Raw genomic sequence first — 24373 nt, forward strand, 5'->3', positions numbered from 1 at the left:
GGACAAGCCCCTCAATTTCGGTTTTGATGACCATTCGTGGCTGGTGCGTCGGCCGACATGCCACCGTGCGCAGAAGGCACACTACAAACCGATCGAGCAACACGGCCAAGCTCTGCCAAAGATTGCGGTTGGAAGGCCGAACGCTCCCGCGCCTTGAAGGAGGTATGCCATGGCACAAATGGAACGGTGTGAATTGGGTGCGCACCGGGCGGATGTCGACAAATACCGCGCCGCCTTCAAGCGGCGTGTACCCGACGTGGACGCAGACATGGCAGGCCCGCTGATGGTGCTGGTGCTTCGCCAGACGACCCCGGGCCGCATCGAGCCCGCTCTGCCGGGCGCGCCCTTGCCATGACCAGCCTGCACGCCACAGCGCAGGCCCTCGTGGCCGCCGGCAAGGGCTTGCTCGCCATGGACGAGAGCATTGGCACCTGCACGAAGCGCTTTGCCAGTGTCGGCTTGGCGCCCAGCAGCGAAACGCGCCGCGCCTACCGCGAGCTGCTTGTCACAACGCCTGGTCTAGGCGACTACATCAGCGGCGCGATCCTTCATGAAGAGACCTTGGTCCAAAAGACGCAGAACGGAACGCCTTTGGTGCAGGTGCTTATGGCGGCAGGCATCCTTCCAGGGATCAAGGTCGATCAAGGCACCGTGGACCTGGCAGGCCTCCCTGCTGAGCGCGCGACGGAGGGGCTTGATGGCCTGCGCGAACGCCTGAAGGATTACGCCGCTGCGGGCGCGCGTTTCGCCAAATGGCGCGCGGTATTCACCATCGGCGCAGGCTTGCCCACTGCAGCTTGCATCGAAGCCAACGCGCATGACTTGGCGCGCTATGCGGCCCTGTGCCAAGAAGCGGAACTGGTGCCCATTGTTGAGCCAGAGGTGCTCATGGAGGGCAGCCACACTTTGGCGCGCTGCCAGGCGGTCACCGACACGGTATTGCACCAAGTCTTCGACCAACTGCACACCCAGGGCGTGGTGCTGGAGGCGCTGGTACTGAAGCCCAACATGGTGTTGCCGGGTTTGGAGTGCTCCACGCCCTCCTCGGTGGACGAAGTGGCCGAGGCCACGGTGGCGTGTCTGCGCCGTGCCGTGCCGGCTGCAGTGGCCGGCATCGCCTTTCTGTCGGGCGGGCAATCGAGCGAGCTGGCTTCGGCACGGCTCAACGCCATGCATCTTCGACGGAGCGGATCGGCACTGCCCCCTTGGCCGCTGACCTTCTCGTTCGCTCGCGCGCTGCAGCAGCCGGCACTGCACCTCTGGGCCAGCGCGCCCGCGAACCGCGCGGCGGCCCAGCAAGCGCTGCTGCACCGTGCCCGCTGCAATGGCGCTGCCCTGCGGGGTGCGTACGACCCTGGCATGGAAAACCAGTGACTGCCTTGCTAGAAATCTACCTCGTCCGACATGGCGAAACGGCTTGGTCGCTCAGCGGCCAACACACCGGCCACACCGAAGTGCCTCTGACCGAGCATGGCGAGTCCCAGGCGCGGGCACTGGCGCAGCGCCTGGGTGAAACTGTGTTCACGCACATCCTGGTGAGTCCCCGCCTGCGTGCGCGCCAGACCTGCGCTCTGGCAGGCTGCGCGGCAGCGAGCGAAATAGAACCGGACTTGGCCGAATGGGACTACGGCGATTACGAGGGCCTGCGCTCCGAAGACATTCGCAAGGCACGCCCTGACTGGAACGTGTGGCGCGACGGATGTCCGCACGGCGAAATGCCTGCCCACGTCTCTATCCGTGCCAACCGGCTCATTGCGCGGCTGTGCACCCTGCAGGGCAGGGTCGCGCTGTTCTCCCATGCCCAATTTGGCGCTGCGCTGGCGGTCCGTTGGATAGGGCTGCCATTGGATACAGGCCAACATTTCGCGCTGTTTCCCGCGTCTGTGAGCGTGCTGGGCCACGCTTCCAACCACCCGGCAACACGGGTTGTCGCTCTTTGGAACGAAACCCCTGCCGTTTGAGACAACAACATGCACGCACTTGCCAAACCTTCATGGTCTGAGTACGCATCGGCCCTGTTGGCCAGGCCGTGTAAGCAGGCCCTTTCCGCTGTCGGTTGGCGGTCTCTGTGCGCTGCCCGTGATACGGCCGGTGTGGTTCAGAGCGTATGCCGGGAAGCCAACAACTCATCCTTGCGCAACGCCATCTGAGCTCCCAATGCGCGCATGTCCAGGGCAGTCTTCTTTGCTTGAGGGAACATTTGTGTCTGCTCCTCCTTCACATGGTGCTTGACATATTCAGACAGCACTTTGATTTTGGCATCGAACATTTCACCATCGGGCTCGACCCCTTCCACTTGGGCGATCAGGCTTTTCAACGTCGCATGCTCCACCGTGGCTTCGGGGACGAGCTCTTTATCGCGCAGGGCCTTTTTGACCGCAGGATAAAAAATCTCTTCCTCGATCTGCGCGTGAACGCTCAACTCGGTACAGATCGTGGTGACCAGATCCTTCTTCTTGGCCGCTGAACGGGTTTTTTCATATTGTTCGAACAGCCCGCTGACACGCTGGTGATCGGCTCGCAGCATGGCAGTCGCCTCTGGGTGTTTCGAAGGGGCCGTTGTGGTTTTCGCCTTGGGTGGGGTCGCCATGGTGTGATTCCTCCAGTGGTTTTCTTCAGTGAAGCAATAGGCAGTGAAGCAATAGGCCGGTCAATGCAAGAAAAGGGCCAGCAGAATGATGATGGGAATGGGAACTCCCAGAAAGAACAACAGCAGCGAACGCATACGATTTCTCCTTGGCTGGTGTTAAAACAGGTCGCGCTGGCGTCCGCCAAAAGTTGCCGCCAGGCTGGCAAAGAAGGCGCCAATCAACAGGGACACGAACAACCACAAGGCACTGTAGGCAGAGGCTTTTCTTGCTTTGTCGGCGGCATTGCGCGCGGCCGTTTCTGCCTCCTTGGCACTCGCCTGCAATTGTCCAAACACTTGGGTGACCCGATTTTCTGCGTCTGCCTGGGGCATCCCGGTGCGCTGGGCGACCAGCTGACCCAGGTACTTTGCATCGCCGCTCGGCAAGGTCCCCTTGCCCATCGCATTGGCGAAGATGCGTCCAGCTTCTGCCGATGCAGATGGAGACCCAGGCGCGGACACGGATGCGGACACCAGTGCGCTTGCAGTTGCAGATGGGGTGTTATTGGAACCCTCAACGGTGGGAACAGTCGCCACCACATCCGGCGCGGACGAGGAAGCCTCGGAATTCTTCCGAAAGAGTGCGTCAACAAAATAGCCCTGGTTTGGCAATGCACCGTCCTTCATGGCGCCTGCGGCCACAGCCGGCATGGCTGCGCTGGATGCGGCGCTTGCGGCGCCAGACGCCATTTGCGCGCCGGCTTGCACACTGCCATGGACGATGCCTCCGATGGCCGATGTCAACAGGCCTGCCGTCACCAACGTGGCAACTGCCCAGGCAAGAAACCCGTGGGCCGTGTCCCGAAAGTAGACCTCGTCCGTATCGAGTCCTGCCCAGCGTGTGCGCAGGCGCCCGGCCAGATAGCCGCCCAAGCCTGCCGCTGCAAGCTGAGTGAATGAAATCCACACAATCGTGGCGACGCCAAAAGTGTCGGCCGCCGCGCCTTGTCCCGACCAGGGCGATACGGCCGACAAGCCCAGACCCACCCCCAGGATAAGCAGAATCAGCGACAGCGCTGCAGCGCCAGCGGCACCTGCAAGGATGGCCGCCCAGGAAACCGCACTGGCCGGGGGCACCGGATTTGGCAGATATGGAACCGTGGACCCTGGGCCAGCGCTCCTTGGACCAGGCACTATGTTTTCATTCATGCTATGACTCCCACAGAGGAGATTGCATGGTGCGGCTGTCGGCCGTGGACCCATGTCGGTTTCGTGCCTGCCGCGTTGTAGGACGGCGCTATTACTCTCGGTAAATAAGGCGCAAATCCAAGCCTACTGCGGTGCAGACTTGCAGCGGCCCGGCAGCTCCCCTTCTCTTTCTCCAAGGCAACGGATCCCGGCGGAAACCCTGCCGTCGTGGAAAAAACCGCCAGCGGGGTCACTGGCCCGTCGGCTCCACTGTTCCGGCATCCACGCGGGGCGCATCGACCACGCCACCGAGCCCTCTCGTGGACGGCGGGAGGCCAGAAGTCGCGAAGTGTCCGGTCAGGGTGGTAGGCTCGGCACCAAGCGCGGAAACGGTGTGCCGCCCCCCTTGGAAAGTTCCAGGTGCTCGGCCTCCTTGTGCTGCTGCCACCAAGCCAGCATGGCATTGAAATCGCCACCGAATTTGCGCTGCCGCAGCGCCTCGGTGAGGCTGCCGCAGGCGATCGCGTTGCCAATGTCGACAAGGTCGATCGTCGCCGCGTAGTCGCAGACCCAGAAGGCCTTCTCGAGCTCATCCAGACGCAATTCGACGTCGATGGTTGCTTGCGCGCGGCTCGGCGCAGAACCGCCTGCCACGCCGGTGACGATCAGCGCTGCGGTTGCGACCTTCATCGCCGGCGAGCACCGGACCCTGATCGCACGGCAGAGCCTGGTGGAGGCTTCCCGTGCCTTGCGGTGCGTAGTATTCATGGCGTTCTCCATTCATCCCTAGAAGCTGTGCCCCTTGGCCGTAACGCGCCCCACTTCCCTCGGCGGCGAGGGTCGCCCGGGCAGGCCTGCGTCGTGCGCGGTGCTGCGTGCTTCACTCAGGTGGGATCGTGTTGAGAGGTGATACCGGCAGTCGATCACTGATTGCGATCCTTTCGGCGAATACGCTGCCCGCGCAAGAGCAGTCTCAAAAGGCACCATCTCGGGCTTGCTGGCCGCATGGGTCGAAGGAGGTCGGTTGGCTTCGGCTGGCAGGTGTCTCGCTCGCACAGGCCTTGGGATAAATCTCCCCATCCTCACCCGTCGCCGCAGGCGCTGGTGGTTCATCCGGACGAGCCTTTCCATGCCTCCAGCGCACGGTCGCGTTCGCGCACACGAACCCCGACCCTGATGTACCCCTCCCGGTCAACGGAACTTCGCCCAACCCCATCCGCAGCAGGCGAATCCGAATTTACGGGTGCAGAACCGGACAGCCAGGCGACCGCTTTCAGCCGGCAGCGCACAGTCCAGGCCACCCATCAAGATAGTGCGCTCAAACCAACCTGGCGTGCACGCCAATTTCGCCACGTCATCAGGGTGATGACTTGGAACTTACAACGCGTCTCGCTGTAACCCCACGCCAGTGCCTGAAGCGGATTTACAACTTTATCTGCAGGCTTACGACTTTAATCACGCAAACAGCCCTTGCTATTCTGGGTAAATAAAGTCGTAAACGTCGGCCTAGGATTATTCATGCGGGTTTTTGGGGTGGTCAACTGAAACAGCATCTAGCTAAAGTCGTAAACACTTAATCGCAACCCTCAGCATCACCGCGAAGCGATGACAAACTCGACATCGGCGACACCACCAAGATGATTTTTACTGACTCATTCGAGCGCCGCATCTTTCTCGACCGCACGCACTCACACTAGATGAACCCGTTGTCGGAGTGAATCGTCCCGGCTTTCACGAAGGCTGGTTGGTGCGAGTCAGGCCCGAATGGCATGGCCGGCGAATTTCCGATATAGATTGCCTCGGCTTCAGCCAGCGGGATTAACCAATAAATACCGTCAGCCAGTGACGATTGAACCACGAGACACGCCTACAGGCGATCCAGGCAAGCCAGCATGCGTTCTTGTGTCACCCCGTGCCCCACTCCTCAAGATGGGTCCATGCCTCGCGTATGGCTGGGCTGGATGAGGCGTCCAGCGTGCCGCGCCACTGCGCCACTTGGGAGTCAAAAAGCCCCCGGCCGATCTGCGTGTTGGATACCTGCTTGAGCCAGAGAACTCTACCGGCTCATGCGTCAAGCTGTGAGAGGGTTTTCACACAGCCTCCAGCGGTTGCGGTCCTCCGGTTCGTGAGCCCGACCAGCAGCTCTGAAGCTGCATGCAGCCATTCAGCTTCAGCGGTCGAATGGCCACATTTGCGCAAACCGGCTGTACAAGCGAGAAGTGCCATCGTTCATGGTGCGCCCCGAGGCCGCAGCTCGCCAATACCCGCTCCTGGCCTATGGTGAGCTGCGGGCAAGCTTTGGCAAGGCCGCTGCTAACTGGCGCGATGGAGGGGAATACGCGGAACAGCTCCAACACGTCGAGCCGTGGCGGCAGGGCGGCCATGAATGAGAGGATGGTGCATCGCGTGCACAACGGTGGACGAACCGGACGAGCAGTCTGCGCACTCCATAACTGCTATATATTGGTTTGTGTCACCCCCTCCAAAAGTAATGCATGTCGATCAAAACCATTCTGAAATCCACCATGGTGTCACTGGCGATTGTGACCGGTGGGCCGCTTTTCGCCCAGGGCACGCCCATCAATACAGCGGCGTTTGACGCGCTGGTCGCGCAGGGCCCCGTCGCCGACGCTGCGACCATCGCATCGAGCACCTGGGCCAGCAAGATCAAGCAGGCCGGCACGCTGCGCCTCGGCGGCACGCAAACCTCGAATCTTTTCTCGCTGCTCAACGAGAAAGACGGCAAGATCCGCGGCTTCGACGCAGGTCTGGCCCAACTCATCACGCGCTACATCCTGGGCGATGGGGCCAAGGTCCAGTTCACGCAGGTGACCTCGTCCACGCGCGAGCAGGTGCTCATCAACGACCAGGTGGACATGGTGTTCGCCACCTACTCCATCACCCCCGCCCGCACCGAGAAGATCTCGTTCGCCGGTCCCTATTACACCTCGCAGGCCGCGGTACTGGTCAAGGCGAACAACAAGACGATCCAGTCGTACAACGATCTGGCCGGCAAGAAGGTCGCCACGCAGGCTGGCTCCACGGGACCCGCGATACTGGCGCAGTACGCGCCCAAGGCGGTCGTACAAGAGTTCCAGACGCACCAGGAAGCCCTTGACGCACTGCGCCAGGGACGCGTGGATGCCTACGTAACCGACCACACGCTGCTGCTCAACGCCCTGAGCCTCGGAACCGGCGACGCGAAGCTGGCGGGCGCGCCCTTTGGTGCGCAGGACCCCTACGGCGTCGGACTGCCCAAGGGCTCGGACGGCGTGGCCTTCGTCAATGCCTTCCTGAAGAAGGTGGAAGCCGACGGCACCTGGGCCAAACTTTGGACCATATCCATCGGACAGCGCACCGGCAGCACAGCCGTTCCGACACCGCCCGCTCTCCCATAACGGATGGGCGAGGTTTCAAGGCTCTTGGCCGACTATCGGCCTGCCTTCGGGCAGGCCCTTTTGCTGACATGGAAGCTCACAGTGGTGTCGTTCGTGCCCGGCTTCTTGCTGGGCATGGTCGTGTCGGTGCTTCGGCTCCTCCCGCTGCCACCGCTGCGCTTCGTCCTGACCGGCTACGTCGAGATCTTCCGCAACATTCCCAGCGTAGCGCTGCTGATCTTCATCGTGTTTGCGCTGCCCGATCTCAACGTCCTGATCGACTATGAGCCCAGCGTGATCCTGACCTTGGCGCTGGTCTGCTCCGCGTTCACGGCGGACTACCTGCGCTCAGGCATCAACACCATTCCCGGTGGCCAGATTGAGGCCGCACTCAGCCTGGGCATGCGGCCGATGCGCGTCATCACTGCGGTGGTATTGCCGCAGGCACTGCGTGCGGTGGTGCAGCCGATGACCTCCCTGCTCATTGCGCTGATGTTATCGACCTCGCTGGCGTCGCAGGTGCCGTCTCCGGGCCGGGAGCTCACCGCGCTCGTGTCCAAGATCGCCAACGACTCCGCCGCCGGCATTCCCGCCTTCGCGGTGGCAGCTGCGATGTACGTGGTGACTGGGTTGCTCATCGCGTGGGCTGGTGCCACCTTGGAAAAGAAGGTGCGGATACTGCGATGAGCCGCCCTTTGGAAGAGATTCTGTTTCGTAATCCGGGCCCCCAGGCCCAAACCGTCATGCGGGCGGTTAGTGTGGTCGCAGCGGCCTTGCTGCTCCTGCTGGCTGCAGGTGTCGTGTTCCGGTTCCATACCGCAGGGCAGCTCGACGCCCGATTCTGGGAATTCTTCGCCTGGCCGACGACCTGGGCCTTCCTGGCTGCAGGCTTCCTAGGCACGCTTGCATCGGCGGCGATGGCCGCCGTCATCGCGTTGACCCTCGGGCTGGTGCTGTTGGTGGGGCGCCTGGCGCGGCTGCCGTTCGTGCGTTGGCCGAGCATCGCGGTCATCGAGTTTCTGCGTGGCACGCCGACGTTGCTGCTCATCTATGTGTGTTTTCTGGTTCTTCCGCAGGCCGGGATCAAGCTGAGCACCTACTGGATGCTGACCTTGCCCGTCGGCCTGAGCACGGCCGCGGTGGTGGCCGAGGTTTACCGCGCGGGCGTGCTCGCTGTTCCCCGCGGCCAGACCGATGCTGCGCGAAGCCTCGGGATGTCCGAAGCCCAGGTATTCTTCCTCGTCGTCTTCCCCCAGGCCCTTCGCTACATTGTCCCGGCGCTGGTCGCGCAACTGGTCATCGTGGTCAAGGACACCACCTTCGGCTACGTCGTCACCTACGGTGAGCTCATGCAGAACGCCAAGGTGCTCATCGCCAACTACCACGCGCTGGTGCCGGTGTACCTCGTTGTAGCGCTGCTTTACTGCCTGGTGAACTACGCGATATCAAGGGCGAGCAAACGGCTCGGCGGGCCGATGCATTGATTATCACCAAGCTGCTCACGTCTCGATGGCGCGGCGCTCTGCGAAGGGAAAAGGTCTAGGTCCGGTTATGGCCGGTAGTGTGATTTCAGCGTTGTCCCCGAAACTGACATTGGGTAACTAATGGTTCGCTCGCCGGTTGGCGGCTTCCTGGGGCAGCGGCGAACTTGCGTTCTCGGCCAGGAGCAGGCGCTCATGGAGGGCGGCTTGGTGTACTGGCGGCGGCTGTGGTCGCTGGTGCGACCAGCACCACGCCACGCTCTTGCTTGCTGTGCTAGGGGAAGTCACAGCGCCTCAGTACGCGGCTGATGTGCTCGTAGCGCTTGGTGTCTCCATTGCCTGCAGCGCTTGAGAAACTTACCTCGGGAGTTGCGCCTAGAAACTCCTACAGTTGCGCAATGGTACGCAGCTTTGTCTCGTCCTTGTTGATCAACATCCTTGCGATGGTCAAGCCGGCCGCATTTCAATCTCAAATTCGACCCTTCAGGCTCATTTCTGGGTGGAAATACAGGAGTCGTTCAGGCTCATACCTCGTTGGACAAGGCTGTATCCGTGGCTGCGGATGGCTAACGAATAAAAGCGCAGTGACGCGGAAAGTCCGGGCGCGATTTTTTTCGGCTGAAGCGGTTTGTCCACGCTACTGCGGCTAGACAGGACTGCACAGACCAAGGATCTGTTCCTGCTGCGAGCAGTCCTTCGCAGGTTTTGATTTCACAGGCGTTCCCAGCTTCGCCTTTCCGGCGATACAGGAGCGGATCTCACGCGTCGTCGGTGGATAGTAGAACCAACCGCGACCGAGATCCGGAAGCGCTATCTCAACCTCTCGCCACTTCGGGTGTCCTTTTTCTTGAAGCGTCGAGAAGTTCTGACACAGCGAACGCGTCATATTGCGCAGGTGGTTCTCGGTATCCTTGAGCTGAAAATCATAGGTAACAAGAAACGCCTTGACCGCCACTGCCGGGATATCTGTTGTAAGTAGGTTGGGATAATTGCTGGCCAGAACACTGGCTGCAAAATAGGTCTTGAGAACCGCTGCACTGGTCGAATGATGGGGGTCAAACTTGAGCAATTTGATGAGTTTGCGCGATTCAGGTTTCATGTCAACGAGCAGTTTGGCGGGCTGACCGGCGACGACCGCGACCACGTCAATAGTCTTATCAGTCACCAACTTGCTCAGCGCCTCCTCGTTGGACAAGTAACTTGTGCCTGCCTGCGGCATGGGTTCGCCAAACATCAAGCGGTAGAGCGTTGCCGAGGTAAGCGCTGTTCCGCTCCCTGACTCGCCTGCACTGATCTTTGCATTCTTGATCTCGTGGATATAGTTCAGCTCCGAGTCAGCCCGAACGATAAAATAGATTTCCTCGTTATAGAGCGGCATGACCACCCGCAATGGCCGGATCATGTCGCGGGCTTCCACATTTCCGCCAGCGGCAATGTCGAGAAAGGCCTGATAGACATCCGATTGCACCAAGGCCAGTTTGACGCCCGACTCGTAACGCAAGCGCCGAACATTTTCCGCCGATCCGGCTGAAGGCAAGACGTGGAGTTTGATGTCCGCAGAAGGCGCAACAAACTGGGCGAGATCGTGCCCGATCTTGATATAGGTTCCCCGCTCGGAAGCCGTGACTATTTTGTATTCCACCGCCGCGAGCGCCGAGATATGGAAGAGCATCCCCGCCATCAGCAGCGTGCTCAGTATGAATTTTTTCATTTTAGGGCTTCTCCTGTTGAGTATTCATATTGCAGAGCCCTAGCGTTGCGACGGCTGGTGGACATTTTTCAACTACCGATGGATCTTGTAGGGTCTTTGTTTCGGCATCAGTCGCCGGCAATGGGCGAGCAGCCAGCGCGGCGTCAGCACTAGGTGGCGTAAGCGAGGGCGTTTTTTCAGGGTTATTCGCACTGGCTGGGGGTGTTTGAACCGTGTCTATTGGTTTCAAAGCAGCATCCATTCCTGCTGCCCCATTTGATGGTACAGAGTCGCTGGGCTTACGCGCGCCGGATACGTCAATGACTTCCTGCTTTTGGCCCTGCGTCTGCGCGGGTTGTGCAGTATGACCAAGGTATAAATACACTGACACAGCGGTTGTTATCAACAGGAGCAATATTGCCGGGATCGCAAAAGGTGTGCCGCGTCGCCAACTGGTCGCGGTAGCAGACGTTTCCGGCGGAAGGGCTTCGTCGACCGGTTGCCGTTCAGGGTGCGAGTAAGTCAGACCAGCATTGAGGTGCTCAGCCTCAGAATCCGCAACTCCAGGATCTGTTGATGTTGGGTAGGTGAATTCGTTGTCAGCGATCGCTGGCGTGAACGGGAAGTCAACTCCCGGTGCTATAGGCAGAGAGAATTCGGCGCCACATTTGTAGCAGTTGGTAGCAGTTCGGAGGTCAACCGCGCCACACCGGTCACAGGGTTGCAGGTTTAACTGTCCGCCACAATTATTGCAAAATACTGCATCCGACGGATTGAGATGCTGGCAGAAGAGACACTGGAGACTGGGCATCTGCGACATCTCAGGTAAGTGACCTTAATCTAGTCAACGAAGTTGCGTCAGTACTTTAGTAAATCAGGGCCAGTATTCAGAGCGCGAGCGAATCTGAGGCAGACTTTATCTCAAGTCAAACTGCCGAAACTGTAGCTATTGTTTTAATCTGTTCACCAAGCTGAACCGCCCTGAACCGCCTACCTGGTCCGCCCAAGAAGCGAAAGTCAGCTATGGGTCGGCGCCGCCAGTTTGCAGTCTATGAAAGCTGGCTTTGACCGGCGTGGTGCCTCGGCCCTTGATCGCTCTAAGAAAGAGCTCTACAGGGTGGCCGGTCCTGGCAGTGCAGCGGACGTTCAAACCTCAAGATGTTCAGTGACCGGTAGTGGTGGCAGCGGCCATAGCCGCGCCAAGTCTGAATGTAGGCAGCCAGCCTGGAAACCGCCCTCACCTTGGCGATGTCGGCTTCGCAGCGGTTGCTGCCGGTCGAGGCAGCCAGCGAATTCACGGTATGTGCCATATAGGGGCCACAGGCATGCGCTGGTTCGATCAACTCGAACTTTCACTCGGAGTGGGCTGCGGAGATTAGTGAATGCAGCAATGCAGTTCACAGTAACAACGCCGGGAGCCGCCTCTCGACCTCATTGCCGGCACCGGGGTTGACTCGCGACTTTTCGGCCGCGAGAGTGCCATTTTTGGCACGACAAAGTGCTACAGCATCTTCACGAAATCAGGCACGGCCGCAAACAGGTCCGCTTCGAGCCCGTAGTCGGCCACCGAGAAGATCGGCGCCTCGGGGTCCTTGTTGATCGCCACGATCACCTTCGAGTCCTTCATGCCCGCCAGGTGCTGGATCGCCCCCGAGATGCCCACGGCCACGTACAGCTCGGGCGCGACGATCTTGCCCGTCGCCCGACCTGCCAGTCGTTGGGCGCGTAGCCCGCGTCCACCGCCGCGCCCATCGCGGCTCCCAGCTTGTCGGCCAGCGGCGTGATGACTTCTTCGAACTTTTCCTTGCTCCCGAGCGCCTGCCCGCCCGAGACGATCACCTTGGCGGCGGTGAGCTCGGGGTAGTCGCTCTTGGCAATTTCGCTGCCGACGAAGAGGCTTTTGCCTGTGTCTGCCGTAGTGACGCCGCCGCCAGCACAGGCGCGCACCATCGTGCCGCGTTTCGTGGCGGCTCCCCTGGGCAGCCAGTTGCCGCAAGGCGGCGTCGGGCCGCCACTACGTCTCTCGGGTCAGGCAGGCACAGGGTCATGCCTGGAAGATCAGTGCATCGACAGCCGTCACGCCCTGGCCTTCGGGTAAAATCAGCAGCGGATTCACCTCGGCCTCGACGATGCGCAACTCGGGCTTGAGCGCCAGTTGCGAGAGCGCGCTGACCGCACGCGCCAAGGCATCCAGGTCCCCCTTCGTCTTGCCACGCAGGCCCGTCAGCGGCTTGAGCGCATTGACCTCGGTAATCATCTCGCGCGCGGTCTCGACCGTGACCGGCGCGAGCCGGATGCTGCGGTCCTTGGCGACCTCCGCCCAGATGCCGCCAGCGGCCAGCATCACAATAGGGCCGGCCTCAGGGTCCACCCGGTAGCCCACCAAGACTTCGCCCAGGCCCTTCTGCATGGGCTGCACCAGCACCTCCTCACAAGCCGCCTGGGGCGCTTTGTCGGCCAGGTTCTGCCGCAAGGTGGCGATGGCGGTTGCGAACTCTTGCTCGTTACGGATGTTGAGCACCACGCCGCCCACTTCGGTCTTGTGCGGTATGTCAGCGGAGCAGACCTTGGCGACGACCGGGTAGGCAAACGGCAGGGGCTGGGTCGCGTCGGCATCGAATCGCCGGACAGCGGTGGGCGCGTGCGGCAGGCCGATCTCGTCGAGGATGCCGTAGGCCTGGGCCTCGCTCAGAGTGGTCCCGGCGGCCTGGCGTGCCAACGTGACGGGCTCCTGGCCGGGCTGCCGGCGTGCCAAGACGGCGGCGATGGCGTCGCCGCAGGCCTCGGGCGACCGAAAGCACGGTACGCCCGCCGCGGTGAGCGCAGCCAGCGCCTCGGGTGCATCGGGCACCAGCATGGCCGCGAGCGGCTTGGGCTGCCCTGCGCATTCGACGATAGGCTTGACGGCCAGTTGCGGCTGGAAGCGCGCAGACGACCCTACTACGGCTAGCACCAAGTCGAACTCGGGTGCAGCGAGCAAGATGTCCAGCGTGCCCTTCATGGTTTCGTACTTCGTACCCGCGAGCGTCATGTCGAGCACGCGGCCGGGCGTGCAGGGCAGGCCAGCCTGCTCCAAGCGCTTGAGCGTTTCTGCGGAAGGCGGTTCCACGACCACGCCCCGGATACCGAGCTGGTCCACAGCCATCGCCGCACCGCCGCCGGTGGTGGTGACCACACCCACGCGCTTGGGTGCACTCTCCAGCGGAATACGCTTGGCGAGCGGGAAGGTTTCGAGCAGCGCGTCCAGCACGCCCACACGGGCGATGCCCAAATCCTTGAAAAAGGCGTCGGCGATGTCGTCTTCGCCCGCAATGGCACCGGTGTGGGTGGTGGCCATCTCGGCGGCTGCGGCGCTGCGCCCGAGCTTGTAGGCGATCACCGGCTTACCCGCCCGGTGCGCCGCGCGCGCGAAGGCTCGCAGTTCGGGGCCGTGGCGCATGCTTTCCAGGAACAGCAAATAGCCCTCTATTGCAGGGTCATCCAGAGTGGCAGCGCAGATCTCGCCTACGTTCAGATCCACCTCGCTGCCCACCGACACCAGCCCAGCGAAACCTACGCCGCGCGCCTTTCCGCGCGAGACCAGCGCGCCGATCATGCTGCCGCTGTGCGAGGCGACGAAAACTTTCCCGGGCGGGATGTCCGGCTCGGCAAAGGCTGCGTTTGCCGTAAGCACCAGGCCCGTGCGCGGGTTGACCACGCCCAGGCTGCTCGGACCGAGGACGCGGATGCCCGTCTCGCGGGCTATCTGGCGTAGTTCTTCTTCGCGCTGCATGCCCTCGGTACCGGACTCGGAAAATCCACTGGCCAGAATGGTGACAACTTTCACGCCCAAGGCCGCGCATTCGCGCACCGCTGGGATCACGGTTTCGGTGGGCGTGAGCACGAAGACTTGGTCTGGCACCTCAGGCAGGCTTTGCAGGCTGGGCCAGGCCTGCAGGCTCTGAACCTCGGCCCGCTTGGGGTTGATCGGATAGATGCGACCGGCAAAACCCGAGCGCTTCAGGAACTGCACGGGCCGCCCGCCCATTTTGCTCACGTCGTCCGAGGCGCCGTAGAGGGCGATGCTGACCGGATGGAAAAGCGCCTGTGCCAGCGCAGTCGTGTTGTCGTTGTGTGGTTTCATTGCGTGTCGATTTTGATGTTCTTGAACTGCTCGCCCCAGTGCGCGACCTCGCGCTGGATGTCGCCGCGAAACTCCTCGGGGCTGCTGCCGATCACGATAGCGCCCAAGGACTCCAGCTTGGCTTTGATTTCAGGGGTTTGTAGCGCCTCGACGGCTGCTGCGTGGAGCATATTGACGATGACAGGGGGCGTGCCCGCCGGGGCGAGCAGGCCGTTCCACGAGTCCGAAACCATTGCCGGAAAACCCACCTGCGCGAAGGTGGGCACGTCGGACAGGCCCGACAGACGCTGCGGTCCAGCCACCGCCAGGGGTTTCACCTTGCCCGCCTGCAGAAACGACATGGCGCCACTGGCGGACACAAAGGCCAAATCCACATGCCCAGCAATCAAATCCGTCATGACATTGCTGGCCCCTTTGTAGGGGATGTGCGTGAGCTGCACGCCCGCCAGGCGTTGGAGCAATTCGGTTGCCATGTGTTGCGACCCGCCCAGGCCGGTGGTGCCGTAGGTGAGCTTGCTCGGCTCTTTTTTCGCCAGGGCGATAAGCTCCTTGACATTGCCCACACCCAGGTCGGGCCGCACTGCGAGCACGCCGGGCGAGGAGGACAGCTTGGATATGGGCGTGAAGCTTTTGACGGCGTCGAATTTCAGCTTCTTGTAGACGTAACTGTTCATCGTGAGCGGAGCGGCGGCTACCAGCAATGTGTAGCCGTCGGCCGGGGCAGCGGCCACAGTTTCGGAAGCGATGTTGGATCCGGCGCCGGGGCGGTTGTCCACTATAAAAGGCTGGCCCAGCCGCGTCTGAAGATGAACCGCGATCATGCGCGCAACCAGATCGGTAGGGCCACCTGCAGAATAGCCCACGATGATACGCACGGGCTTGGCGGGGTAGGCGGCATCGGCCATGGCACCACCGGCCATGGCCAGAGTCAGCGCCGCGCAGGCGGCCACCGAGAAATTGCGACGATTCATATCTGTCTCCGTGATTTGTAGTTTTCAGTCTTTGCTTGAACGCTGCGAGAACGTGCGGCCAAACACGCCTTCGGCGATGCGGTTCTTCAGGATCTCGATGGAGCCGCCGGCGATCATCCAGCCGCGCGTGCGCCTCACGCAGTACTCCACCAGCGACTCCTGGCTGAAACCCATGCCGCCCATCACCTGGAGCGCATCGTTGGACACCTCCCAGCCGGCCATGTTGCAAGCCAGCTTGGCCATGGCCGTGCTTTGCGCGCTGGGCAGGCCATGTTCACCCTCCATGGCCGCGCGGTACAACATCAATTGCGCTTGTTCCAGCTTCATGGCCATGTCGGCAAACTTCCACTGCAGCCCCTGAAACTCGCACAGTTCGCGCCCGAACTGCTTGCGTGTCATGGCGTGCTCACGGGCCGCGTTGAAGGCGTAGCGACCCAGCGCCAGTGCGCGCGAGGAGTTGCCCAGGCGCTCCACGTTGAAGCCGGAAATCTGCTTCTTGAAGCCGCCCGGCCCCAGCAGCACGTTGGCGGCTGGAATGCGGCACTCATCGAAATAGAGCTGCGACCACTGCTCGCCGTTCATGAAGTTCGAGGGTGTGCCGACCTGAAAGCCGGGGGTGCCGCGCTCAACCAGCACCGAGCCAATGCCGCCCACGCCAGGCCCAAAGCGCACATAGATCAAGAACAGTTCCGCTTCCGGGCTATGGGTTGAAAACACCTTGCTGCCGTTGATGACATAGTGGTCGCCGTCCAGGCGGGCACTGGTCTTGAGTTCGGTGACAGCAGAGCCGGCATCGGGCTCGCTCATGCCCAGCGAGATCAGCTTGCGGCCCGCCAGCAGGTCGGGCAAAAAGCGCTGCTTTTGCTCGGGCGTGGCGTACTCGACGAAGGTGCGAATGGGTCCGAAGTTGCCCGCCTGCACGATGTCTGCACTCTTGGGGCAGACCAGCGCGATCTGCTCGATGGCCAGCACGGCGTGCATCAGCGTGCCGCCCTGGCCGTGGTCTTCCTCGGGGAAGGCAATGCCCAACAGGCCCTGCTCGGCCAGCAGCGCGGCCGTTTCCCAGGGGTAGTGGGGCGAATGCGCACGCGCCAGTGCGCCGTCCTTGAGCTTGGCCTGAGCAAAACGTGCCACCGAGTCGGCAAATGCCTGGTGCTCTTCACTGAGTTTGAAATCCATGTGCGTTCCTGCGGGGGTGTGTAAGTTGGCTCAATAGTGCCGACGCCTCCCTGTTTTGAGAACTTCGTCTTTTGTCAGGAGTCCCTACAAATACTCATACCACCACCACTTCTGCGAAGTTCACAGCAACGCCCGCACGCGCGACGATACGTACCCATGCAAACAACATCGCTGAACCTCATGACCGCCGCCCAACGCCTTGCCGAATTCGCCTCGTCCCTGAACCAGGCAACTCTCGCGCCCGAAGTCATCCACCATGCCAAGCGCGCGATTGTTGACTGGTACGCGGCGCTCTTGCCTGGCGCCATCGAGCCCCCGCCCACGCTGCTGGAGCAGACCCTGGCCGAAGACCTGGACCGTGGCGACGCACGACTGGCCCTGGGCCGTGCGGCCACCGTGCGCACGGCAGCGCTCATCAACGGCACGGCCGCACACACCGTCGAGGTGGACGACATCTACCGCGAGGCCATTTACCACCCCGGTGCCCCCACCATCGCCGCCGCGTTGGCGATGGCCCAGGCGCGGCGGGCCACCGGGCTGCAGATGATCCGCGCCGTGGTGGCGGGATATGAGGTCTCCACGCGCATTGGCGCGGCGCTGGGACGCGCTCACTACCGCTACTGGCACAACACGGGCACGGTGGGCACCTTTGGCGCCGCGTCAGCCGCAGCCACGCTGCTGGGACTGGACGCCGAGCGCCACGCGCACGCGCTCTGCACGGGTGCCACCTTTGCGGCCGGTCTGCAGCAGGCGTTTCGGATGGATTCGATGTCCAAGCCGCTGCATGCGGGCCACGCCGCCGAGGCTGGCGTGCTGGCCGCTTTGGCGGCCGAGCGCGGTGTGACCGGCTCGCTCGACGTGCTCGATGGTGACGCCGGCATGGGCCGGGCCATGGGTGACGCGCCCGACTGGAGCCAGGCCACCTCCACGTTAGGGCGCGACTTCCACATCACACGCATGACGTTTAAGAACCACGCCTGCTGCGGCCACACCTTCGCGCCCATCGACGGCGCGCTGGAACTGCAGACGCGCATGGGCCTGCGCTGGCAGGAGCTGGACGCCGTGGAGGTCGCCACCTACGGCCCGGCGCTGGCGGTGGCAGGCAACTTCACGCCCCGCACTGCGGCCGAGGCGCGCTTTTCCATCCCATTCGTGGTGGCTACGGCCCTGATCTACGGCAGCGTGCGCCTGTCGGCCTTCACACCCGAGCGCCTGGAAGATGCGGAAATCCGCGCGCTCATGGCGCGCATCCGACTCACAGTCGATCCCGCGCTGGATACGGGTTTTCCGGGCCAGCGGGCCGCGCGCTTGCACTTCGCCACCACGGACGGCCGGCAAGCGGAGTACCTGCAACCCACGCGCAAAGGCGATCCAGAGCAGCCCCTGACGGACGAAGAGCTCTCCGGCAAATTCATGGAGCTGGCCGCGCCGGTGGTAGGCGATGAGCGTGCGCGCACCTTGCTGGACGGCCTCTGGGCACTGGACACGCGCACACACCTGCTGGATCTCTGACGGCCCATGCGCAGCGCCCCATCCAAGCTCCTCACTCTCCTGCTGGCCTGGACGGCTGCCGAAATCTGCCGCCGCCTGCACATGCCTGTGCCGTGGATGGTCGGCCCGCTGCTCGCCACGGCGCTGGCCACGCTGGCCGGTCTGCCCACGTGCAGCAGCCTGCGGCTGCGCAATGGTGGGCAATGGGTGATGGGCGCGTCGCTGGGTCTGTATTTCACGCCCACCATCGTGACCCAGCTGGTCAACCTGTGGTGGGCGGTGCTGGCGGCGGTCGCTTGGTCGCTGGTGCTCGGCATGGTGTATGGACACTGGCAGTACCGCTCCTGCGCAGGCCGGTTGCGCGGCGTGCACGATGAGGCGCTGCGACCCTCGGCCTACTTCGCGGGTGCCATCGGCGCCGCATCCGAGATGACGCTGCTCGCCGAGAGGGAAGGCGCGCGTACCGACCTCGTTGCAGCCTCGCACAGCCTGCGCGCATGCTGATCGTATTGCTGGTCATGCCCTTCGGCATGCTGCTGGCGAAGTTCTGGTGGAACCTGGAGGTGGTGGATCACGCTCCAACGGCCAGCGCGCCCTTCACGGTGGTGGGCGGGGCATGGCTGGCGCTGTTTACTGTGGCAGGGGGCTTGGCCCTGAAGCTGCTTCGCCTACCCAACCCCTGGTTTCTCGGCCCACTGCTGATGGCCATCGGGCTGGCCGCCAGCGAATCGGCTCCTGCGACCGTGCCCACGCTGCTATCCAACACGGCGCAGCTGGTCATCGGCGTCAGCCTGGGCGTGCGCTTCAGCCCGCAATTCCTGCACACCGCGCCGCGTTGGCTCGCACGCGTGGCGCTGGGTACCGTGGGCCTGATAGCGGCCTGCGCTGCGTTTGGCGTGTTGCTGGCATGGGTCACGGGGCTGCATCCGGCTACCGCCATTCTGGGCACAGCGCTTGGCGGCATGGCGGAGATGTCCATCACCGCCAAGGCGCTGCAATTGGGCGTACCCCTCGTCACCGCCCTGCAGGTGACGCGGCTGGTAGCGGTGCTGATTCTGGTGCGGCCGGCATACCGCCTGTGGGGGACTGGTCTTCGCGAGGGCATGCGTTCGCGGCAGCCATGACCAAAGCGCTCCCGCGGCTATGCGATAAACTACTATCCGGCAATCTACCGCCTGGCGCGCGCTCAAGAAGCCTAACTTCTTGCGCATACCTGGCCTGTATTTCGGAGTCAAATCCGCTAGAAATCCACTATCTGCAGGAACAAGCAGCTCACCTTTTCATAGTTGCCTCGCCTCGCGCATCAGCCAGTCCTTGAACGCGGCGATCTTGTCAGAGTGGCGCTGCAGCGCCGGTGTGACGATGTAGTGACCCTGGCCCGTGCTTAGCGGGCGTGCGAAAGGGCGCACGAGGCGGCCGGCCTGGAAGTCGGAGTCCAGCATATGCTGCTGGCCGATGGCAATGCCAAGGCCGTCCATGGCCGCCTGCCAGGTGAGGATGGAACTGCTGAAAACCATCTTTTCGGCCGTCTCGAACACATCGGTCATTCCCGCGTGCGCGAGCCAGCGCGGCCAGTCGTCCTTGCGGTACTTAGAGACCAGCAGGCGCTTTCCGCGCAGCCCTTCTAGGGTCGCCGCGCCCTCGATGAAACCAGACGCGCAGACCGGCTCCACGACGTCCTCCAGCAGCAGCGTGGCATCAGCGTCGGGCCAGGCGCCGACGCCCAGCACGATGGCAAGGTCGCACTTCTCCACTCCGAAATCCAGCTGCGCGTTGCTGTTGAGGATGGATACCTCCACCTCCGGGTGCTGTGCCTTGAAGTGCGGCAGACGCGGGATTAGCCAGCGCGCCGTGAGCGTGGTGTAGGTGCGCACGCGGATGACGTTGTTGGAATATTTTTGCGTGATGAAAGCGGTGGCGGCGGAGATTTCCTTGAACGCCGGCCCGATCCTGCGTGCGTAGGTTTCTCCGATTTCGGTAAGTCGCACGCCAACTCGTTCGCGTGCGAAGAGCTGCACACCCAGGTATTCCTCCAGCACGGCCACCTGCCGACTCACGGCCGACTGACTCACATTCAGCTCGCTGGCCGCCAACGTGAGATTACTGGTGCGTGCGACGACTTCAAAGACCTTGAGAGGATTGAGTGGGGGTGTTTTCATCAGAATGCCATTGTCAAGCCTGCCGGTTGGACTTATCGAGCCCGCTCCGGGACGGTTCAATACCGGCTGCCACTAGCGCCGCAAGTAGGCTTTGCCGGCCGTGCTCCCATCCGTGGAGTGACCATTTCAAAAGGTACAGGGCATCCAGGCCAAGGTTGGCCAACTTCCAGTGTCACCATTAGCAGTCATCCGGCGATTAATGCAGGGCGGCCGCTATCAGCCTGATGCGGTCACCACAGCTCCAACAGGCTGCCCATGACGAAAAACGATTGGCTTTTCACCAACAAAAAAGAGCGCTCTTCCCGAGCGCTCTTTTTTCTGTAGCAATCGTTGCATGGCCTAAGGGAGCAAGGCTCGCATTCAATTTACCCAAGAATCAACTGGATCTGTGTTTACGACTTTACGGTTACAAATCACCTGCCCGCAAACCCGCATGGATGCTAGAGGCTTGTTTACGACTCTAATTACCCGGAATAATAGCCCTTGCTGCATCACCCCACGCTACTCCACCGTGACGCTTTTCGCGAGGTTGCGGGGCTTGTCCACATCCGTTCCGCGCGCGCAGGCCGTGTGGTAGGCCAACAGCTGCAGCGGCACCACGTGCAGCAAGGGGCTGAGCGGGCCGTAGTGGTCGGGCATGCGGATGACGTGGACGCCTTCGCTGCTGTCGATGCGCGTGTCGGCGTCGGCAAGCACATAGAGCACTCCGCCGCGCGCGCGCACCTCCTGCATGTTGCTTTCGAGCTTTTTCAGCAGCGCATCGTTGGGCGCCACCGTGACCACGGGCATGGCGCTGGTCACCAGCGCCAGCGGGCCATGCTTGAGCTCGCCGGCCGGATAGGCCTCGGCATGGATGTAGCTGATTTCCTTGAGCTTGAGCGCGCCTTCGAGCGCGATCGGGTAGTGCAGGCCGCGGCCCAGGAACAGGGCGTTTTCCTTGCGGGCAAAGTCTTCGGCCCAGCTGATGATCTGGGGCTCCAGCGCCAGCACGGCCTGCAACGCCACGGGCAGGCGGCGCATGGCCTTGAGGTGTTCGGCCTCTTGCGCTTCGCTCAGGCGCCCCTTGGCCTGCGCCAGCGCCAGCGTCAGCAAGAACAGACCCGCCAGCTGCGTGGTGAAGGCCTTGGTGCTGGCCACGCCGATCTCGACGCCGGCGCGCGTGATGTAGGCCAGCTTGCATTCCCGCACCATGGCGCTGGTGGCGACATTGCAGATGGTCAGCGTGTGCTGCATGCCCAGGCCCTGCGCGTGGCGCAGCGCGGCCAGCGTGTCGGCAGTTTCGCCCGACTGGCTGATGGTCACCACCAGCGTGCGCGGGTTGGGCACCGATTCGCGGTAGCGGTATTCGCTGGCCACCTCGACCTGGGTCGGTAGCTTGGCGATGGACTCCAGCCAGTACTTGGCCGTGCAGCCGCTGTAGTAACTGGTGCCGCAGGCCAGGATGAGCACCGAGTCGATCTCCTGGAAGACCCGGTAGGCGCCGTCGCCAAACAGCTCGGGCACGATGCCGACCACGCCTTCGAGCGTGTCGCCAATGGCGCGCGGCTGCTCGAAGATCTCCTTTTGCATGTAGTGGCGGTAGGGCCCGAGTTCGGCCGCGCCGCTGTGCGCGTGCACGGTGCGCACCGGGCGCTGCGCGGGCGCGAGCGAGCGGCCATCGCGCCCCACCACCCAGTAGCGGCCCAACTGCAGGTCCACCAGGTCGCCTTCTTCGAGGTAGACGATCTGGTCGGTCACGCCGGCCAGGGCCATGGCGTCGCTGGCCAGGAAATGCTCCTTGCCATCCTGGCCCACGCCCAGGATGAGGGGCGAGCCGGCGCGCGCGCCGACCACGCGGTGCGGCTCGTCTTTGTGCATCACCGCAATCGCAAACGCGCCGTGCAGTTGCGCCACGGCGGCCTGCACTGCCTCGAACAAGTCGCCGCTGTAGAGGCTGTCCACCAGGTGGGCAATGACCTCGGTGTCGGTCTGGCTGGCGAACACGTAGCCGCGCCCGCGCAAATGGGTGCGCAGCGCTTCAAAGTTTTCGATGATGCCGTTGTGCACCACGGCCACGCGGCCTGCGGCGGCGCCAGCGGGCTCGGTGTCCGCGCCGGCGCCATAGCTGAAATGCGGGTGGGCGTTGCACTCCACGGGCGCACCGTGCGTGGCCCAGCGGGTGTGGGCAATGCCGGTCGCGCCTTCGACGGGCGTGGTTTGCACCTGTTCCAGCAGCTCGGCCACGCGTGCCGTGCTGCGTGCGCGCTGCAGGCCACCGCCGCCCGCGCCCAGGCTGGCCATGTGCACCGCCACGCCGCACGAGTCGTAGCCCCGGTATTCGAGGCGCTGCAGACCCTGGACGAGGATGGGGACGATATTGCGCGCTGAAACCGCGCCGACGATGCCGCACATAAGAAATCTCCGGTGGAAAGTGGTGCCATGGTAGGCGCAGCACTCAGAAATATCCGATTGATATTTGTATATAAATGAACTTATATTCCATAAAATAACACTCATGAAATTAAAATCTATAAAAATCACATGAATGAATTTTTTGATCTTGATGCCACCGACCTGTTGCTGCTGGACCTGCTGCAAAACGACGCCGCGCAAAGCAACCAAGCGCTGGCCGCGCGCGTGCATGTCTCGCCGCCCACCTGCCTGCGCCGCGTCAAACGCCTGCACGCCGCCGGCCTGATCGAGCGCCAGGTGGCCCTGCTGCAGCCCGAGCGCGTGGCGGCGCTGGTGGGCCATGGTCTGCAGGCGATCGTGGAGATCACGCTGGAGCGCCAGGGCGCCGAACTGCTCGATGCGTTCGAGGCGCGCGCCGTGCAGGACGCGGCCGTGCAGCAATGCTGGCGCGTCTCGCCCGGCCCCGACTTCGTGCTGGTCACGCACACGCGCGACATGCCCGCCTACCTGGCGCTGGCGCAGCGGCTCTTCACCAGCGACGCCAACGTGCGCAATGTGCGCGCGTTCTTCAGCACCCGGCGGGCCAAGTTCGATCCGCGCGTGCCTTTGGCATGAAAAACCACCCAAACGCTTTATCAGCAAGCGCAAATAGCTATTAAATAAATAGCATCCAATGCCTCCGCCCTCGCCTGCCTAGCGAAACGCTTGCCGCGCCCCGGCAATCGCGTAGAGTGCAGGCAGCCCACGGACAGGAGCACCGGCATGGAGTTCAAGGACTACTACCAGGTTCTCGGCGTCGCCAAGAACGCGAGCGCCGAAGACATCAAGAAGGCCTACCGCAAGCTCGCCCGCAAGTACCACCCGGACGTGAGCAAAGAGCCCCACGCCGCCCAGCACATGAGCGAGGTCAACGAGGCCAACGCCGTGCTCTCCGACCCCGAAACGCGCGCCGCCTACGACAACCTGGGCGCCCAGGCGGCGCAGGCGGCGCATGGGGGCCGCGATTTCCGGCCGCCGCCCAACTGGGACGCGGGCTTCGAGTTCTCGGACGACGGCACTGCGGGCGACGCGGGCGACTTCAGCGACTTCTTCGAGCAGCTGTTTGGCCGCGCCGCGCGCGCCCAGCACGCCCAGCGCGGCCACCGTACGCATGGCGGCGATGGACGGCATGCCGAGCCGGGCAGCGACCACCACGCCAAGATCGAACTGGACCTGCGCGACGCTTACCACGGTGCCGAGCGCACCATCCACCTGCGCGGCGCGCACCTGGACGCCCACGGCCATCTGGTGCCCGACGAGCGCAGCCTGCAGGTCAAGATCCCCAAAGGCGTGCGCGAAGGCCAGCTGATCCGCTTGGTCGGCCAGGGCAGCCCCGGCACCGGCGGCGCGCCCGCGGGCAACCTGTTCCTCGAAGTGCATTTCACGCCGGGCGGGCCCTGGCACGCCGAGGGCCGCGACGTCTACCAGTCCCTGCCCCTGGCGCCCTGGGAGGCCGCACTGGGCGCCAGCGTCGAAGTGCTGACGCCCACCGGCCCCGTGGAGGTGAGCGTGCCCGCGCACTCGCGGCCCGGCCGCAAGCTGCGCCTCAAAGGCCGCGGCATCCCATCGACGCCGCCGGGCGACCTGTACCTGGAGCTCGACATCGCCCAGCCCCCGGCCGACAGCGACAGCGCGCGCGCCGCCTATGCCGCGCTGGCCAAGGCCTTCCCGCACTTCAATCCGCGCCAGAACCACCGCGCCGAAGGAGCCTGACC

At 63.1% G+C, this 24373-nt stretch carries 21 protein-coding genes and 1 pseudogene; 10 read left to right on the forward strand and 12 right to left on the reverse strand.

The genetic code is table 11. The features are described from left to right. Positions 1-169 precede the first annotated feature (169 nt). The 3 genes from B2J86_RS04490 to B2J86_RS04500 are packed head-to-tail and all read left to right on the forward strand — an operon-like array spanning position 170 to position 1961. Entirely contained in the window at positions 170-355 is a 186-nt protein-coding gene (locus B2J86_RS04490) for a hypothetical protein (protein WP_169635958.1), read from the forward strand. Beyond that, the gene (locus B2J86_RS04495; RefSeq protein WP_169169247.1) at positions 352-1374 is read left to right on the forward strand and encodes a class I fructose-bisphosphate aldolase; all 1023 of its coding nucleotides are present in this window, start codon (positions 352-354) and stop codon (positions 1372-1374) included. The genes B2J86_RS04490 and B2J86_RS04495 overlap by 4 nt, the downstream gene beginning before the upstream one ends. Beyond that, positions 1371-1961, forward strand: a complete 591-nt coding sequence (locus tag B2J86_RS04500; RefSeq protein WP_169169248.1) for a histidine phosphatase family protein — start codon at positions 1371-1373, stop codon at positions 1959-1961. The genes B2J86_RS04495 and B2J86_RS04500 overlap by 4 nt, the downstream gene beginning before the upstream one ends. Positions 1962-2098: 137 nt before the next feature. On the opposite strand, the gene B2J86_RS04505 is transcribed toward B2J86_RS04500, so the two are convergent. The 3 genes from B2J86_RS04505 to B2J86_RS04515 all read right to left on the reverse strand — a co-directional run bounded on the left by B2J86_RS04505 (position 2099) and on the right by B2J86_RS04515 (position 4525). Next, positions 2099-2590 (reverse strand): hemerythrin domain-containing protein, encoded by a 492-nt coding sequence (locus B2J86_RS04505; protein WP_173024816.1) that lies wholly within the window; start codon positions 2588-2590, stop codon positions 2099-2101. A 156-nt stretch (positions 2591-2746) separates the two neighbouring features. Next, positions 2747-3778, reverse strand: coding sequence for a hypothetical protein (locus B2J86_RS04510; protein ID WP_254067971.1), 1032 nt, complete (start codon positions 3776-3778; stop codon positions 2747-2749). A gap of 336 nt (positions 3779-4114) precedes the next feature. Next, positions 4115-4525: a hypothetical protein gene (locus tag B2J86_RS04515; protein WP_173024817.1), complete on the reverse strand. Its 411-nt coding sequence runs from the start codon at positions 4523-4525 to the stop codon at positions 4115-4117. A gap of 1727 nt (positions 4526-6252) precedes the next feature. Between B2J86_RS04515 and B2J86_RS04520 the strand changes: the two genes are divergently transcribed. The 3 genes from B2J86_RS04520 to B2J86_RS04530 are packed head-to-tail and all read left to right on the forward strand — an operon-like array spanning position 6253 to position 8618. Further along, positions 6253-7155 carry a glutamate ABC transporter substrate-binding protein gene (locus B2J86_RS04520; RefSeq protein WP_173024818.1) on the forward strand — a complete coding sequence of 301 codons (903 nt, stop codon included), beginning with the start codon at positions 6253-6255 and terminating at the stop codon, positions 7153-7155. A 3-nt stretch (positions 7156-7158) separates the two neighbouring features. Beyond that, entirely contained in the window at positions 7159-7821 is a 663-nt protein-coding gene (locus tag B2J86_RS04525) for an amino acid ABC transporter permease (protein ID WP_169169252.1), read from the forward strand. Next, entirely contained in the window at positions 7818-8618 is an 801-nt protein-coding gene (locus B2J86_RS04530; protein ID WP_169169253.1) for an amino acid ABC transporter permease, read from the forward strand. The genes B2J86_RS04525 and B2J86_RS04530 overlap by 4 nt, the downstream gene beginning before the upstream one ends. Positions 8619-9261: 643 nt before the next feature. On the opposite strand, the gene B2J86_RS04535 is transcribed toward B2J86_RS04530, so the two are convergent. The 7 genes from B2J86_RS04535 to B2J86_RS04560 form a co-directional block, all read right to left on the reverse strand. Beyond that, complete coding sequence (locus B2J86_RS04535; RefSeq protein ID WP_169169254.1) at positions 9262-10326, reverse strand: TAXI family TRAP transporter solute-binding subunit; 1065 nt, start codon at positions 10324-10326, stop codon at positions 9262-9264. A gap of 1 nt (position 10327) precedes the next feature. Next, positions 10328-11125: a zinc ribbon domain-containing protein gene (locus B2J86_RS18340; protein ID WP_173024819.1), complete on the reverse strand. Its 798-nt coding sequence runs from the start codon at positions 11123-11125 to the stop codon at positions 10328-10330. Positions 11126-11806: 681 nt separating this feature from the next. Next, complete coding sequence (locus tag B2J86_RS18345; RefSeq protein WP_371736139.1) at positions 11807-11932, reverse strand: hypothetical protein; 126 nt, start codon at positions 11930-11932, stop codon at positions 11807-11809. Continuing rightward, positions 11929-12255: an FAD-binding protein gene (locus B2J86_RS18350; protein ID WP_371736140.1), complete on the reverse strand. Its 327-nt coding sequence runs from the start codon at positions 12253-12255 to the stop codon at positions 11929-11931. Before B2J86_RS18350 ends, B2J86_RS18345 begins: the two co-directional genes overlap by 4 nt. A gap of 94 nt (positions 12256-12349) precedes the next feature. Next, a complete protein-coding gene (locus B2J86_RS04550) occupies positions 12350-14428 on the reverse strand; it encodes an acetate--CoA ligase family protein (protein WP_173024820.1) in 2079 nt (692 codons plus the stop codon). Continuing rightward, entirely contained in the window at positions 14425-15399 is a 975-nt protein-coding gene (locus tag B2J86_RS04555) for a tripartite tricarboxylate transporter substrate binding protein (protein ID WP_173024821.1), read from the reverse strand. Before B2J86_RS04555 ends, B2J86_RS04550 begins: the two co-directional genes overlap by 4 nt. A gap of 24 nt (positions 15400-15423) precedes the next feature. Next, the gene (locus tag B2J86_RS04560) at positions 15424-16578 is read right to left on the reverse strand and encodes an acyl-CoA dehydrogenase family protein (RefSeq protein ID WP_169170292.1); all 1155 of its coding nucleotides are present in this window, start codon (positions 16576-16578) and stop codon (positions 15424-15426) included. Positions 16579-16758: 180 nt separating this feature from the next. Here B2J86_RS04560 and B2J86_RS04565 point away from each other — a divergent pair, with 180 nt between their 5' ends. Continuing rightward, entirely contained in the window at positions 16759-18090 is a 1332-nt protein-coding gene (locus tag B2J86_RS04565) for an MmgE/PrpD family protein (protein WP_173024822.1), read from the forward strand. Between the two features lie 6 nt (positions 18091-18096). Continuing rightward, positions 18097-19193: pseudogene (locus tag B2J86_RS04570) on the forward strand (AbrB family transcriptional regulator). 156 nt (positions 19194-19349) lie between these two features. On the opposite strand, the gene B2J86_RS04575 reads toward B2J86_RS04570, so the two are convergent. Both B2J86_RS04575 and glmS read right to left on the reverse strand, forming a co-directional pair. Then, entirely contained in the window at positions 19350-20228 is an 879-nt protein-coding gene (locus tag B2J86_RS04575; protein WP_173024823.1) for a LysR substrate-binding domain-containing protein, read from the reverse strand. A gap of 501 nt (positions 20229-20729) precedes the next feature. After that, positions 20730-22619 (reverse strand): glutamine--fructose-6-phosphate transaminase (isomerizing), encoded by a 1890-nt coding sequence (gene glmS, locus B2J86_RS04580; RefSeq protein WP_173024824.1) that lies wholly within the window; start codon positions 22617-22619, stop codon positions 20730-20732. A 129-nt stretch (positions 22620-22748) separates the two neighbouring features. Here glmS and B2J86_RS04585 point away from each other — a divergent pair, with 129 nt between their 5' ends. Further along, a complete protein-coding gene (locus tag B2J86_RS04585) occupies positions 22749-23234 on the forward strand; it encodes an Lrp/AsnC family transcriptional regulator (protein ID WP_173024825.1) in 486 nt (161 codons plus the stop codon). Positions 23235-23381: 147 nt separating this feature from the next. Further along, positions 23382-24371: a DnaJ C-terminal domain-containing protein gene (locus tag B2J86_RS04590; RefSeq protein WP_173024826.1), complete on the forward strand. Its 990-nt coding sequence runs from the start codon at positions 23382-23384 to the stop codon at positions 24369-24371. The last annotated feature ends 2 nt before the right edge of the window (positions 24372-24373 follow it).

It is taken from the genome of Acidovorax sp. SRB_14 (assembly GCF_012932145.1).
Classification (GTDB): Bacteria; Pseudomonadota; Gammaproteobacteria; order Burkholderiales; family Burkholderiaceae_C; genus Simplicispira.

What these genes read in the sequence shown, in the direction of transcription:
- B2J86_RS04490 (WP_169635958.1), top strand. Translation starts at nt 170, where the DNA reads ATGGCACAAATGGAACGGTGTGAATTGGGTGCGCACCGGGCGGATGTC.
- B2J86_RS04495 (WP_169169247.1), top strand. Translation starts at nt 352, where the DNA reads ATGACCAGCCTGCACGCCACAGCGCAGGCCCTCGTGGCCGCCGGCAAG.
- B2J86_RS04505 (WP_173024816.1), bottom strand. Translation starts at nt 2,590, where the DNA reads ATGGCGACCCCACCCAAGGCGAAAACCACAACGGCCCCTTCGAAACAC.
- B2J86_RS04510 (WP_254067971.1), bottom strand. Translation starts at nt 3,778, where the DNA reads ATGAATGAAAACATAGTGCCTGGTCCAAGGAGCGCTGGCCCAGGGTCC.
- B2J86_RS04515 (WP_173024817.1), bottom strand. Translation starts at nt 4,525, where the DNA reads ATGAATACTACGCACCGCAAGGCACGGGAAGCCTCCACCAGGCTCTGC.
- B2J86_RS04520 (WP_173024818.1), top strand. Translation starts at nt 6,253, where the DNA reads ATGTCGATCAAAACCATTCTGAAATCCACCATGGTGTCACTGGCGATT.
- B2J86_RS04525 (WP_169169252.1), top strand. Translation starts at nt 7,159, where the DNA reads ATGGGCGAGGTTTCAAGGCTCTTGGCCGACTATCGGCCTGCCTTCGGG.
- B2J86_RS04530 (WP_169169253.1), top strand. Translation starts at nt 7,818, where the DNA reads ATGAGCCGCCCTTTGGAAGAGATTCTGTTTCGTAATCCGGGCCCCCAG.
- B2J86_RS04535 (WP_169169254.1), bottom strand. Translation starts at nt 10,326, where the DNA reads ATGAAAAAATTCATACTGAGCACGCTGCTGATGGCGGGGATGCTCTTC.
- B2J86_RS18340 (WP_173024819.1), bottom strand. Translation starts at nt 11,125, where the DNA reads ATGTCGCAGATGCCCAGTCTCCAGTGTCTCTTCTGCCAGCATCTCAAT.
- B2J86_RS18345 (WP_371736139.1), bottom strand. Translation starts at nt 11,932, where the DNA reads ATGAAGGACTCGAAGGTGATCGTGGCGATCAACAAGGACCCCGAGGCG.
- B2J86_RS18350 (WP_371736140.1), bottom strand. Translation starts at nt 12,255, where the DNA reads ATGGTGCGCGCCTGTGCTGGCGGCGGCGTCACTACGGCAGACACAGGC.
- B2J86_RS04550 (WP_173024820.1), bottom strand. Translation starts at nt 14,428, where the DNA reads ATGAAACCACACAACGACAACACGACTGCGCTGGCACAGGCGCTTTTC.
- B2J86_RS04555 (WP_173024821.1), bottom strand. Translation starts at nt 15,399, where the DNA reads ATGAATCGTCGCAATTTCTCGGTGGCCGCCTGCGCGGCGCTGACTCTG.
- B2J86_RS04560 (WP_169170292.1), bottom strand. Translation starts at nt 16,578, where the DNA reads ATGGATTTCAAACTCAGTGAAGAGCACCAGGCATTTGCCGACTCGGTG.
- B2J86_RS04565 (WP_173024822.1), top strand. Translation starts at nt 16,759, where the DNA reads ATGACCGCCGCCCAACGCCTTGCCGAATTCGCCTCGTCCCTGAACCAG.
- B2J86_RS04575 (WP_173024823.1), bottom strand. Translation starts at nt 20,228, where the DNA reads ATGAAAACACCCCCACTCAATCCTCTCAAGGTCTTTGAAGTCGTCGCA.
- glmS (WP_173024824.1), bottom strand. Translation starts at nt 22,619, where the DNA reads ATGTGCGGCATCGTCGGCGCGGTTTCAGCGCGCAATATCGTCCCCATC.
- B2J86_RS04585 (WP_173024825.1), top strand. Translation starts at nt 22,749, where the DNA reads ATGAATGAATTTTTTGATCTTGATGCCACCGACCTGTTGCTGCTGGAC.
- B2J86_RS04590 (WP_173024826.1), top strand. Translation starts at nt 23,382, where the DNA reads ATGGAGTTCAAGGACTACTACCAGGTTCTCGGCGTCGCCAAGAACGCG.